This is a genomic window from Pseudoalteromonas tetraodonis (assembly GCF_002310835.1).
Taxonomy (GTDB): domain Bacteria; phylum Pseudomonadota; class Gammaproteobacteria; order Enterobacterales; family Alteromonadaceae; genus Pseudoalteromonas; species Pseudoalteromonas tetraodonis.
Map to the genome: position 1 here is coordinate 1,257,998 of NZ_CP011041.1, position 13,496 is coordinate 1,271,493.

Sequence of the window (13,496 nt, forward strand, 5' to 3'; positions counted from 1 at the left end):
TAGCTTAACGCTGACTAAAATAGCGCGCAAGTATATGCGATAGTCACTGCATTAGTTAATGGCTGAGCTTGAATGCGGATAGTGCCTTTGTTGCATAAAGTCTTCTAAAAACCATGCGGCAAACTCATGTCTGCCCTCTACATCGGCTTTACTATAGATGTCTGATGCTTGTTGGCGAACGGTTTTTTCTTTTGTGTTTCTTAGTGCGCTTATTTCTTTAAAGCTTAAGCCTTTAAGTAATAACATCGCGACTTCTTGCTCGCTACGAGTGAGTGTCCACTGAGAAAACTGCGTTTGTATAACACCACTGTATTGATGACGCGCGTCTTTCATTTCCTGCGATATGTTGTTTAACTGAGTCACAGAACTGTGTAATTCGCGCTTAAGGTTAATAATTTTTTTAGTTCGCGCGTTAATATCTTTAATTAAATACAGAGCACCCAAGGCAGAAATAATCACAATTAAGCTCTCAGTAAAAATATGCCACTGCGGCACCCCTAATTTTAAATCCATGATCACGTCAAAAAAATTTAACACCATGATCACCAATAGCGTTGCTGCGATTATTTTATCTCTCATTAAGTTCTCTAATATCAGTAGGTTAAATTTGCAATGGACATATGTACTGTACTGCCAAAATCAGGGTTTATAAGCATATTAAGGCGTATGCCTGATGCGATAACCCCACAAAAAAGGCATGGTTATTCTATAAAATTAATCACATGCGAACAAACCAAATGCAGTTAAATTTTACAAAAAAAACGCGTCATTTTTTGCGTATTCAATATACGTTATTTTTCTTCTTTACGGTGATTTTATTAACATTTAATCCTGTGTTTGCTTCGCAAAATTTAGCACCTGTAGGGCTTTCGTCACTCAGTGGTTTTGATGTTGAATTTGCGCCGATTCAAAAAACAGAGTTTATTAACGGGCAAAGTTTAATTGGTGAAGTTAATTTCAAACCTGGGGTCAATTATACGGTGCTGTTTGCGTTTGATGTACAGCAGGTTCGTTACTTATACCCTAACGGCAGCATGGTTGAAAAGGGCGCTACTATTGCAAGCGTTGAGGGCAGTGATGTACACCATTTTTTAGATGCCTATCAATCAGCAAAAGACATGCTTTCTATTGCTAAAAGCCATTACGACATAAACCAACAACACTTAAAAAACAAAATAATAAGAAGTTCTGAATGGGTTGAAATCACAAAAAGCTATTTTGAAGCCAAGCTAAATTTTGAACATATGCAACATCAAATGGCATTTTTAAACATTGATGATAATGAAAATGTGACCTTAGTGAGTCCAAAAACGGGCATTTTAAAACTCACTAATGAGTCGGGAAACCGTGTGATGGGTGACACCGCGTTTGATATTATCGATGCAAGTAGTATTCGCGTTAAGATTAAAGTCCCTCTTAGTTTTACCAACACGTTAGCGCATTTCAAGCTGTCACAAAGTTGCAGCTTAAATATTGAGAGCTATGACAGTATTGCAGATAAATACCATCAAATAGTGTGGGCGTCGCCAAGCTCAAATGAGTGCCAGCTTAGACTGGGGCAAACTATCAAAGTCACACCGGTAAATAAATTAACGGGCTTTAAAATAGCAAAGTCAGCGGTGTTTGAATTTGAAGATGTTAATTACATTGCTTTAAAGTCTGGCGATAACCTTGAGTTACTGCCGATTGAGCTCAAGGGTACACAAGGCAAAGACTATGTATTTACTGCCAATAAAAACCTAGATGATCAGCAGGTACTAATAAGCTCGGTAAGTGCGCTACAAGGTATGTTGCTTCACTTAGGGAGAGAGTAAATGTTAAACCAGCTTATTAAGTTTTCACTTACTCAGCGTTTGTTTGTTAGTATTTTTGTTATTGTTGCTATGGCCATTGGTGCTAAATCTTGGTTAAGTATTCCAGTGGATGCTTTTCCAGAAATATCACCTACTCAAGTTAAAATAGTTTACAAATTACCCGGCATGAACGCCCTTGAAATAGAATCGCAAGTAACACGGGTGATTGAAACCGAATTACTGGGTATTCCGTCACAGCAAATGCTGCGCTCTACCACTAAGTATTCTATTACCGATATTACCATTGACTTTGAAGAGGGCACCGACATTTATTGGGCCCGTCAGCAAGTTAATGAGCGTTTATTAAATATTTTGCCCACCTTGCCCAGTAATATTAGTGGCGGCATGGCGCCAATGAGCACGCCTTTGAGCGAGGTGTTCATGTTTACCATAGAAAGTACTCACTTATCGCTGATTGAAAAAAGAGAGCTTTTAGATTGGCAAATTCGTCCATTACTGCGCACTGTAACCGGCGTTGCTGATGTAAATAGCCTTGGCGGCTTTTCAAAAACCTATGAAATACTTCCCAATACTTTATTGATGCAACAGCATCAAGTCAGCTTTGATGAAATGAAGTTAGCAATCACGCAAACGAATCAAAACGGTGGCATAGGGCGCTTAGAAAAAGGCAACGACACCTTAATTTTGCGCACTGAGGGCAAATACACCGATATAACCGCCATTGAAAATACCGTGATTAAGTCCACTCAAAATAAGGTTATTCGGTTAAGTGATATTGCCACGGTACACGTTGGCAGTTTAACCCGTTATGGCGCAGTCACTAAAAACAGTGAAGAGGCGGTACAAGGGCTTATAATTGCGCTTAAAAATAGTAATACAGCGCAAGTTGTTGCAGATGTAAAAGATAAACTTCGCACCATTGAAGCGTCATTACCGCAAGGCACAAAAATTAATGTGTTTTACGACCGTTCTAACTTAATAAATACCGCAATTAGCACCATTACCAGCGCATTAGGCCAAGCGATTATTTTAGTGATAGTGCTACTTGCCTTGTTTTTAGGTGATATTCGCTCTTCATTGGTGGTGTCTTTGTCTTTACCTATGTCGGCATTGCTGACGTTTATAATGATGAAGCAGTTTGATTTATCGGCTAATTTAATGAGTTTAGGCGGCTTAGTGATTGCCATTGGTATGCTGGTGGACTCATCGGTAGTTATTGTTGAAAACATAGTGAATCGGTTGGCTAATAATCAGCACCTCCCTCGGCTGCATGTTATTTATCGCGCCTGTAAAGAAGTCGCGGCGCCAGTGTTCTCAGGCACAATTATTATTATTATCGTGTTTTCACCGCTATTAATGTTAACAGGGTTAGAGGGCAAGTTATTTACCCCAGTGGCGCTCACTATCGTGTTTGCCATGCTAAGTGCGCTGTTGTTGTCGTTAACGGTTATTCCAATTTTAGCCTCATTGTTATTAAAAAATGAACCCGTAACCCAGCCTAAAATGGTCACGCTATTACAAGGTTTTTATACTAAAACACTTGCCCAAGCAATTAAAAAGCCGGTGGCTATTAGTGTTATATCGGTAGCTGTTTTAGTGCTCAGTGGGGTGTTATTTCAGGGGCTTGGTAAAAGCTTTATGCCCGTTTTAGATGAAGGCGACATTATTGTGCAACTGGAAAAATCGCCGAGTATTTCCTTGCAAGCCTCGCTGGATATCGATAAACAAATTGAAGCCACACTGCTAAAAAACACCCCAGAAATCGTACAAATTGTTGCCCGTACCGGCTCCGATGAACTCGGGCTTGATCCTATGGGGTTAAACGAAACCGATGTGTTTATGGAATTAGCGCCAAAAGATACGTGGCGTTTTGACTCCAAAGCGCGGCTAATCGAGGATATTCGACAAACACTTACGCAATTTCCAGGGGTAAATATTGGCTTTACTCAGCCAATACAAATGCGGGTATCAGAAATGCTCACCGGTGGCACCGGTGATATTTCGATTAAAGTATTCGGTAATGACATTGCGACACTTGCCTCATTAGCTGAAAAAATCACGGCACTTGCCACTAATATTGACGGCGCAAGTGATGTGCAAATGGCGCTTATTGAAGGGGGTAAATACGTAAATATTAAACTTATTCCTGAGGTTGCCAGTCAGTTTGGTTTAACCACCGAAGGATTAAGCGATTATTTAAAGTCGCAATTAGAAGGCCTACAGGTATCGGCACTGCAAGAAGGAAACCGCGTGATCCCTATTGTGTTTAATGCACAAAAAGGCGAAAGCGCAGCACACTTTGAGTTATCGTCAATGAGCGCATTAAAACAAAAGTTAATTTTAATGCCCGACAACAGCCTACTACCACTTGAAGAGGTGGCTAATATTAGCTTTAAAACGGGGCCATTGTTAATAGAGCGAGAAAAAGCAAAGCGCTTTGCTTCTGTAAGCGTTAATGTGGATAACCGCGATGTGGTTAGTTATGTAAATGAACTGGAAGCTAAAATTAATAGCAGCATAAAGTTACCCAGTGGTTTTACCTTGTCGTTTGGTGGCGAATTTGAAAGCCAGCAACGTGCAACACAAAACTTGCTGGTGCTTATTCCTGTGGCATTAATACTGATTTTCATTATTTTATTTACCACGTTTAAATCCTTATCTAAATCAACGCTGATAATTGCTAATATTCCGTTTGCATTAATGGGGGGAGTGATTGCCCTATTTATTAGTAATGAATACCTCTCGGTGCCTGCATCGGTTGGTTTTGTTGCTTTACTTGGCGTAGCGGTACTCAATGGTATTGTGATGATCAGCTACTTTGAGCAAATAAAAATGTTTTCTGCCAATGTAACGCAGCGCATTTTAGATGGCGCAAGCAGACGCCTTCGCCCAGTGTTAATGACAGCCACAACCGCCATGTTTGGTTTACTGCCACTGGTATTTGCCACCGGCCCCGGCGCTGAGATTCAAAAGCCATTGGCGATTGTGGTTATTGGCGGGTTAATTACCTCAACAATTACAACACTTTATTTATTACCTATCTTTTATGGTTGGTTGGAGAAAAAACATGGCTGAACAGTTACTTTTTACCCTAAATGTACCCACAAACATAAAAGATGACGTGGTTGATATATTAATTGGCATAGACTGCATTACCGGCTTTAACTTAAAAAACATTGAAGGCTACAGTAAAGAGCACAGTGAATTTGACATTGCCGAGCAAGTAGAAGGGCATCGCAGCTTTTATCAGTTTGAGGTGCATATATTATTACCTGAACTTGCCATAGTAAAAACGGCGTTAAGCCCTGTTTGTAAGTACACGCCGTTAAAATATTGGGTTACGCCTATAGTTGAAAGCGGGCATATTGTTTAGCTTTTTGTATTAGGTTTATTTTATAAGCTACTTCAATTGGATTGATATTTGAGCTTATTTAATTGATCTTAACAACTTATCAATGTTTAATGAGGCGATATGTCTTAACTGATTTTTATTATGCACTTTCTCAATAAGTACTTCTTACTTAACGATCATCATACTGCCCATGATGAAGTCGCACACTGGCGGGTGAGTGCACTACGGATAATTTTAACGCTCGTTACTTTGCTCTGTTTTTTGGTCGTTTGTTATACATACACCCGCGCAATTGAATTTAACCTAATTTATATTGCAGTTATTACTATTAGTTTTTTCACTATTGCTTTTAGTCTTTTATTAGCAAGTAAGCGATTTTACACATTTAGTGCAAATGCACTTCTATTAACTATCGTTGCCGGTAGTTTATCAATGAATTTATTTTTAACTGACTTAGAGCTTGCCAAGGTGGGTTCTATGTTTATGTATTCATGTCCCATCATTGCTCTTATGCTACTCGGTTACAGAACGGCTTTGGCCTACGGTATTTTAAACATCATACCTTTTTACATGATTATTAATAATGTTGATTTATCCGGCTATTCAGGAATAGCAAGCCAATTACCAGAAGCTGACTTATATATTACAGGCCTAATATTTTTATTTTTTAATATTTGTATCCCACTTGCCACTGCGCGAACAATTGTTGCTGCCAAACGTTTAAACAAAACCATGTTAAATGCTAATAGCTTCCTTAAAGATAAAAACGAGCTTTATCGCACCTTATTTACTGAATCTAATAAAGCTAAAATTATTGTCGACGAAAATTTAGTAATTACAGATTTAAATCAACATGCTATTGAAATGTTTGGATTAAAAAACAGCTTGAAAGAAAAGGCTGTCAGAATTGATGGGTTATTCCCTGCACTTAATAGCAAAGAGTTAAATATAAAAAATCAAATCATAGAATATAAGAGTCGCTACTATAAGAGTAATTATCAGCAAATAGCAATGAGTACAAATTATCGAGTGTATGACTTTTATGATTGCACGCAAGAGCAGTTAATTAAACAAAACTTGTCTATGATGGAGCAAGAGAACAAACGTCTAAGGTTTAGAGACTCGCAAACGAAATTGCCTAATCGAGAGTGGTTTGAAATGCAATGCGATAGGTTAACGTCTAAATACCAAAAAGGGTTTTATATTGTCGTTACACAAAGCGCAAATAGTGAATATTTAAATTTAAAACTTAACAAAGCTGACTCGCAATCATTGCTAATTACTGCTTATAAGCGCTTAAAAGCAATGTCAGAGGGGCCTTTGCTTTGTGCGTCTATAGAAGGTGGCAAACTTGGCTTTATTATTGGTTCAAGCTCAAGTGAACAGCAAAACAAGTTATTAATACAAATTAAAAGCACCTTAGATCAAGCTTATGATGTGTTTGGTACTAATTACCAACAATCATTTTTATTTGGTTTTGCTAAGTGTCCTGAGCATGGTGAAAATAGTGCGATTGTTCTTAGTAATGCGTGTGAGGCGCTCAAACTCGCAGACTATAACTCGCCATTTAATGGTTACAATCAAAAACAATCACAGGCCTTTATGGAAAAGTATGAAATTTCCATGTTACTTGATGAAGCTTTGCAACAAAATGATCTGTCAGTACATTATCAACCTAAAGTGAATGCAAAAGGTGAATGTATAGGGCTTGAAGCATTAGCTCGTTGGCATAGCTCTGTACTTGGCAGTGTATCGCCCGCTGTATTTATTCCTATTGCAGAAGAGTATAGAATGATTAGCCGATTAACGGACTTAATTATTCAAAAAGTCTGCGCTCAAATTGCCCAATGGAGTAAAGTTGGTTTGCCACTTTTACCCGTAGCAATAAACATATCTTTACTCGATTTTAGCCAAGCTGATTTTATGTCAAAGTTGGTAAAATATTTGGCGGATTTTAATGTAAAACCGAATCAAATAGAATTAGAGCTTACTGAAACGTCACTTGAGGCTAACCAAGTTCACTCTCTAAAACTTATGCAAACTCTGCAAGATTGGGGGTTCACTATTACAGTGGATGATTTTGGTGTTGGATACTCGAATATTGCACGACTTGCTGATTATCCCATTGATAAACTTAAATTGGATCGCTCTTTAATAAGTAAGGTTACAAGCTCTACACGCCAAAAAAGCTTAGTTAAAGCCGTGCATGTGATGTGTGATGAACTTAATATTAAGTGTGTAGCCGAGGGAGTAGAAACCGAAGAACAGGTCCTAATAATGTCCGAAATGGGATGTAAAGAGTTTCAAGGCTATTACTTTTCTAAACCTATGAGTGCTCAGGTTTATGCTGAATATATAAATCAAAATGGTCTGCTTTTTACGACAAAAAACTTAGCTACGGCGAAAAGTAGCTGAATTTAACAACTAGGTTCTAGTGACCTTGTTGGATTGATATTTGTTTAAACTAGGGTAAAAAACTCTTTGGTGTTAAATGCTGCTGAAATATCTCAGCAGCATTTTAGCTGTACTAGCTTATTCAAACACTCCTTTTATAACTGCATGGGTGTTTTGCACCATTAATGTGCCGTTAGCCCATACATACTCAGGGGTTAGGGTCTCTTTATCGAGAAGGACAACATCCGCGTCGCTCGCTGCTTTAAGACGGCCTTTATCAACTCCTAAAATATCGGCAGGATTACTGGTTATGCTCATTAAAGCGTGCTCAATAGGGACGTTATATTCTTTGACTGCTTGCTGAAACGAGGTTAATAAAGATGCCTCTTTGCCCACCTCAAGCCCTAATAAATTAAAGTCTTTATCAAAAATAGGTAAACTGGCATGGCCATCTGAGCTCATAGTGAGTTGATTTGGTGCTACGCCTTGTTCTAAGCAGTAGGCAAGGGCATGGGCTGCTGCATATTCACCATGGGCTAAATCATAGTCGGTTGTGCTGGTGGTAAAGTCGATAGTACCGCCCTGATCACAAAAGTGAATACCGGCATCAAGAAGTGCTTTATTGCGGTTCATATGCGTAGGATAAAACTGTTTAAGCTTAATATCACTTTGCTCAGCCACCTGATGTAAAATAGTTAAATGGCTATCAACAGGGCCAACATGAATACTCACAGTGCCTTTTTTACCACTGAGCATACCGGCTACTTTGGCCTCTGCTGCCAATTCTGCTAATTGCTGTACCGTAGGTTGGCTACTACGATGATCAGAAATCGCCACTTCGCCAACACCTATAAACTCCTCTATATACATGATGTCGTCAGTAATTGAGTGGGTGAGTGTTTTCGCGGGTAAATGATACGAACCGGTATGGCAAAATACATTCAGCCCTTGCTCTTTTAGGCCTTTTGCTTTGGCAACCAAGTTGGTCAGTGTACGTGAGCTTGAATCGGTACCCAGTGCGGCCACCACCGTGGTGGTGCCCGATAAGGTTGCATCTGTTAGGTTCATTTCAGGGGTGCGGCTGGCAAATCCAGCCTCGCCACCGCCACCGGTAATATGCACTAAAGAATCAACAAACCCCGGCGCAACCAGCTTATTTTTACCGGCAATCCGTTTGACGAGTACACTGCTGTCGAGGGTTATATTTTCGTCAATAGCAATGATTTTACCACCGCCAATTAAAACATCTTGTGTGCCTAGGAAGGTAGGTGCATAAACGGTTGCACCTTGAATTAAAGTTAACATAACAAATTCTTTTTATTGATAATTAATAAAGTAAGCAAGAAATATAAAGCCGCTTGCTAATACAAAAAGTGCTAGGGCAAAGCGCCAAATAAACGCAGCCCATTCTCCCCAATCTAATTTCACTACCCCTAAACAACCAATTAAACTAGCTGAGGTGGGAATTAAAATGTTGGTTAATCCATCGCCTAATTGAAAGGCCAATACCACAATTTGCCTTGATACATTGAGCAAATCGCCAAGTGGAGACATCAGTGGCATAGTGATGGCAGCTTGCCCTGAACCCGATGAAACAAAAAAGTTAAATACACTTTGAAACACCAGCATTCCCCAAGCTGCAATGTAATCTGGCACACTGGCTATGCTGTTTGCACAGTAATAAAGCAGGGTGTTGAGGGTTGAGGGAGTGGTTAAATCACTACCCCCTAATAGTAATACAATGCCTTTAGCCAATGCGACCAATAACGCCGCTGGCAATAATTCTTGTGCACCGTGTTTAAACGCATCCGCGCACTCATTCGCGGTTAGCTTTTTAAACACGATGGCAATTATTGCACTGATAAGGCCAATGCAAAAAAACTGTGCAGCAAGCTCAGGAATATAATATTGGCGCGCCATCACCCCCCATACAACCCAAGCTATGCCCAATACAAACACTAATAATGTGAGTGCATCGGCTAGGCTAAGTTTAATCGTTGGCTGATCACCCGTTTTTTGGGGTTGTGTTTTTATCCGTTTTGCATAGCGTATAGTAAACACAAGGCCTACAAGGGTAAAACAAGCCCATGCTAACATACGAAAGCCCGCACCTGAAAACACTGGGATTTCAGCTATCGATTGCGCTATAGCAATGCTAAAAGGGTTCATCCATGAGGTGGCAAAGCCTATTTGCGTGGCCACATAAGTTGTAAGTACAGTGACTTTAGCGTCGTAGCCAAGTTGTTGCATAATAGGGAGCAGCACAATACAAAAGGCAATAGCCTCTTCGCCCATACCAAATACCGCGCCGCCTAACGAAAATAGTAAAAACAGTAAGGGAATAAACAGCCATTCAACCCGCTGGGTCTTATTAATAAGTGCCATAATACCGTTATTAATCGCACCGGTTTTCATAATAATGCCAAAGGCACCGCCAGTGATTAAAATAAACGCCATTACGCCAATCGCTGCACCATATTTATCACCCGACACGAGGCCTTCAAACAATACATTAGCTAAACCAATCTCGCCACCTTGTGCAAAAACAGGTGGTGATTGTTGGTCGTTAACGGCTTGATATTGTGAAAGCTGCACAGTATGGCTGTCAGGCTCTGCATTAAATACCCCAGGGGTAATAAATACCGTGGCCATATAGGCAATCACAGCCACACAAAGCAAAATGATGCTTGCATCGGGCATAGAAAATTGTTTTTGTTTCATAATTTCACTTTAATAAAAGGTCATTGTGTTGATGCGTAAATAAACGCTTAAACGTACTTTAGCACTTAATAGGCAGTGTCACTGTAGCCATGACCTGTAATAAAAGGAATGCCGCAAAGCGTTTGCTTTGCGGCTAAGCGGTTAAAAACGGTAGCTAATACTTAATTTGTAATTAGCACCTAGGGCATTATGGTTGATTGAATCAAAGCCACGGCTTGAACCATAAAGTGTGGGTGGCTCTTTATCAAAAATATTATTGATGCGCGCGCGCAAAGTCAGCGATTTATTAACATAGTAACCCGCTGATAAATCCCAAACGAGCCAGTCATCAACCTGATGCTCACCTTTTGAGTCTAATACGCCAAGTGAATCTAGCTCATCAATTTCACGGCTACGCAGGCCTTCTATATCATCCTCGTAGCTGCTGGTGTAGTTTGCACCTAAGTTAAGGTAGTAACTTTGCGCTTCCCAATCTATTGACATACGCGCAATATTTTCAGGATAACGATATGTACCCACTAGCTTTTCAATTGAGTCTGAGCCCGGTTTGTTGCGTTCAAATTCAAGGTAGTGAGTACCGTCAAAAGCGAAGGTTAAGTCGCCGCCAGATAACGCAAAGCGATGGTCAAATTTAATATCAATACCCGCTAACGTTTGTGTACCAGTGTTTTCAAGCGGAATGACATGGTCGCGGAATAAGGGTAAGTAGTCTTCACCAGGACGGGGATTAAAGTTATCTGGGTTTTTATCGCCAGCTTTGTTATCTTCATCAACATAGTTAGCTAAAATCTCAGTTAAATTAGCGCCGTCTTGCTCTATGTTTAAACCACTGTTGTCGGTGACATCACATAATGCTTCATCGTACGATATGCCTTGCTCGCCCGGTGGTACAATGCCACAGTGACGAAGTGATGCATCGGTTATGGCGCGATCTAACACAGCGGTCATGTTGGTATCGATTACTTCTTCATGATCAAACTGCCAATAATCAATGGTTAAATTAGTATTAGCCGAGGGACTCCATGCAAAACCAACACTAATAGCCTCAGATTCTTCTGCATTTAGATTTGGGTTACCTAACTCTAACGAATTAACACTCACTTGGGTGCCATCACCCATACAGTATAAATCGGCTACAGCTTGGTTTGCACCACAGTCAAAAGTAGATTGTGTGGTTCTTAATTTAACGCCAGCCTGTGTTAATGATGGTGCTCTAAACGAGGTTGACCATGAACCACGAACAACTAACGAATCAGTTGGGCGATAGCTCAAACCTATTTTAGGATTAAAGGTGCCACCAAAATCATCGTAATGATCGTATCGACCTGCTGCTTGCAGCTCTATTTGCTCTGTGAGTGAAATACTTAATTCAGCAAACGCTGCATATTGAGTGCGATCGGCTTCTGATAAACTAGAGCCAAAGCCAAATACATCAACAAGATAGTCTTTATCTGCTTGAGCTTGTGAATCAAGCGAAGGAATGTCGCTTAGCTCTTCACGGCGTGCTTCTACCCCAAATGAGGCATAGGCAGGCAGGTCGTTAAAGGTAAATAGCTCACCATTAAAATTAGCATCCCAGCCGTAAACTGTACTTTCTCCGCTGCGTGTTGGGCGAGCTTGCGCTGTTGCCAAAACGGCATCATTAGCGGCGTCGCCTTGAAGGAAAGGGTTGTAAAAAGGCAGCAGTTCTCCCGATGCACAGTTTAAGTCAGTACCGTCATAACTTGCCAGCGTACCGTCTGAACATAGCTCGCCGGTGATAGCGCCATGGAACTGGTAACGATTATAAACTCCTGCAATCGCTTCTTGCTCTGAACGTGAGCGAGAAAAGGTTACCCCAGATTCCCAACCCCAATCACCAATTTCACCACTTAGACTGCTTACCAAGCGAAAGTTTTTCGTTTCTACTTCCACCGTTCTTGGGGCATTAAAGCGCGCATCAAATGCAAAACCATACACTTCTCGACCACTTTGGGTATCAAATGGGTCAATGTAGAGTTGATCTAATAAATCATTACTACCATCGGCATTATCGTAAATAAATAAGGCGTCTTCTAAAACATACGGGCCGTCGTCGTCATTAATTTGGTTAATAGGTGAGGGCGATGAGTACGCTTTTGCCTTGGTCTGACTGTAAAAAAAGTCAGTATGCCATTGCATACCACCAAGCTCACTATTAAACATAAAGCCGGTTGAAATGCTTTCAAATGGCGTTTCTAGGTAATCATCTTGATTAGGGTAGTAAGCACAAATTTGTTCATCTAATTCAGTAGTAACTAATTCGGTTTTGCAGTTTGGTGATGGAAGTTCGTTACCATCTCGGCTGCTGAAATAATAAATATTAGGTGAGTTCTCCAGCTTAGGTAAATAGGAGTAACCATTCACTAAAGAGGGAGAGGCCGTGTAATTACGATCGGTCGCTTTAAAAGCGTTACGGTCATATATATCAGCAAATACCGTTAAATTACTTTCGCCTATTTTTGTACCATAAACTAAGTTTAATTGTTTTTTACTTTCGTCATGCTGATCAAAGCTATCGGCAAACGAAGTATTGATTTCAGCGCCTTCAAAATCATCTTTTAAAATATAGTTAATAACACCTGCCACAGCATCGGCACCATAAACGGCTGATGCGCCTGTGGCTAAAATATCAATGCGCTCAATGGCGGCTAGTGGAATAGAGTTTACATCTACAAAGTTTTCAGTACCTGCAGCAAATGAACTAGGTGCAACTCTTCGCCCATTTATTAATGTCAGCGTTGCTGATGGCCCCATGCCTCTTAAGCTCGCAGCTGATTGACCCGCTGGTGTTGAGGTAGACGTACCGCCACTTTCAGAGGTTGAAAATGTGCCGCTTCCGCCCTTAAAAACAGATAAATCTTTGAGTAATTCATGAATGGTATTAGCGCCAGAGCGTTTGATTGCATCTTGGTCTAGTACGGTTAATGGGATAGTTCCTTCAAGATCAACGCCTTTTAAGCGAGATCCTGTTACTTCTACTCGTTCAATGTTGGTGTCGGTGTTGGTTTCTTGTGCATGTGCAAAAGTGATCGGGTTCAGTAATGCGCTTACTGTGGCCGCAATTGTTAGTTGACGAAACATCTTAAATACCTTTTGTCTTTTAAGCGCACAAAAACATACAAACAGATCTGTGGCTTTTAATTGTTATATTTTTAGACAGGGCAGTGGTGAAATGACACGCTAAGCCCCTCACT

8 protein-coding genes are annotated in these 13,496 nt (G+C 40.4%); 4 read left to right on the plus strand and 4 right to left on the minus strand.

The window, feature by feature from the left end; all coding sequences use genetic code 11:
* Positions 1–51: 51 nt before the first annotated feature.
* Entirely contained in the window at positions 52–579 is a 528-nt protein-coding gene (locus tag PTET_RS05915) for a helix-turn-helix transcriptional regulator (protein ID WP_013464615.1), read from the minus strand.
* Between the two features lie 158 nt (positions 580–737).
* On the opposite strand from PTET_RS05915, the gene PTET_RS05920 reads away from it, so the two are divergent.
* The 4 genes from PTET_RS05920 to PTET_RS19100 all read left to right on the plus strand — a co-directional run bounded on the left by PTET_RS05920 (position 738) and on the right by PTET_RS19100 (position 7,581).
* Positions 738–1,814 (plus strand): RND family efflux transporter, encoded by a 1,077-nt coding sequence (locus PTET_RS05920; protein ID WP_013464616.1) that lies wholly within the window; start codon positions 738–740, stop codon positions 1,812–1,814.
* Positions 1,815–4,889, plus strand: a complete 3,075-nt coding sequence (locus tag PTET_RS05925) for an efflux RND transporter permease subunit (protein ID WP_013464617.1) — start codon at positions 1,815–1,817, stop codon at positions 4,887–4,889.
* The gene (locus PTET_RS05930) at positions 4,882–5,187 is read left to right on the plus strand and encodes a DUF3240 family protein (protein WP_013464618.1); all 306 of its coding nucleotides are present in this window, start codon (positions 4,882–4,884) and stop codon (positions 5,185–5,187) included. The genes PTET_RS05925 and PTET_RS05930 overlap by 8 nt, the downstream gene beginning before the upstream one ends.
* Before the next feature lie 120 nt (positions 5,188–5,307).
* On the plus strand, positions 5,308–7,581 hold the full coding sequence (locus PTET_RS19100; protein WP_016899758.1) for an EAL domain-containing protein: 2,274 nt from the start codon (positions 5,308–5,310) through the stop codon (positions 7,579–7,581).
* A gap of 117 nt (positions 7,582–7,698) precedes the next feature.
* Here the strand turns inward: PTET_RS19100 and iadA are convergent, their stop codons facing one another.
* The 3 genes from iadA to PTET_RS05950 form a co-directional block, all read right to left on the minus strand.
* A complete protein-coding gene (gene iadA, locus PTET_RS05940) occupies positions 7,699–8,865 on the minus strand; it encodes a beta-aspartyl-peptidase (protein ID WP_013464620.1) in 1,167 nt (388 codons plus the stop codon).
* A gap of 12 nt (positions 8,866–8,877) precedes the next feature.
* Positions 8,878–10,281, minus strand: coding sequence for a putative basic amino acid antiporter YfcC (yfcC, locus tag PTET_RS05945; protein ID WP_016899759.1), 1,404 nt, complete (start codon positions 10,279–10,281; stop codon positions 8,878–8,880).
* A 141-nt stretch (positions 10,282–10,422) separates the two neighbouring features.
* Complete coding sequence (locus PTET_RS05950; protein WP_013464622.1) at positions 10,423–13,383, minus strand: TonB-dependent receptor domain-containing protein; 2,961 nt, start codon at positions 13,381–13,383, stop codon at positions 10,423–10,425.
* Positions 13,384–13,496: the final 113 nt, after the last annotated feature.

What these genes read in the sequence shown, in the direction of transcription:
- PTET_RS05925 (WP_013464617.1), top strand. Translation starts at nt 1,815, where the DNA reads ATGTTAAACCAGCTTATTAAGTTTTCACTTACTCAGCGTTTGTTTGTT.
- PTET_RS19100 (WP_016899758.1), top strand. Translation starts at nt 5,308, where the DNA reads ATGCACTTTCTCAATAAGTACTTCTTACTTAACGATCATCATACTGCC.
- yfcC (WP_016899759.1), bottom strand. Translation starts at nt 10,281, where the DNA reads ATGAAACAAAAACAATTTTCTATGCCCGATGCAAGCATCATTTTGCTT.
- iadA (WP_013464620.1), bottom strand. Translation starts at nt 8,865, where the DNA reads ATGTTAACTTTAATTCAAGGTGCAACCGTTTATGCACCTACCTTCCTA.
- PTET_RS05915 (WP_013464615.1), bottom strand. Translation starts at nt 579, where the DNA reads ATGAGAGATAAAATAATCGCAGCAACGCTATTGGTGATCATGGTGTTA.
- PTET_RS05920 (WP_013464616.1), top strand. Translation starts at nt 738, where the DNA reads ATGCAGTTAAATTTTACAAAAAAAACGCGTCATTTTTTGCGTATTCAA.
- PTET_RS05930 (WP_013464618.1), top strand. Translation starts at nt 4,882, where the DNA reads ATGGCTGAACAGTTACTTTTTACCCTAAATGTACCCACAAACATAAAA.
- PTET_RS05950 (WP_013464622.1), bottom strand. Translation starts at nt 13,383, where the DNA reads ATGTTTCGTCAACTAACAATTGCGGCCACAGTAAGCGCATTACTGAAC.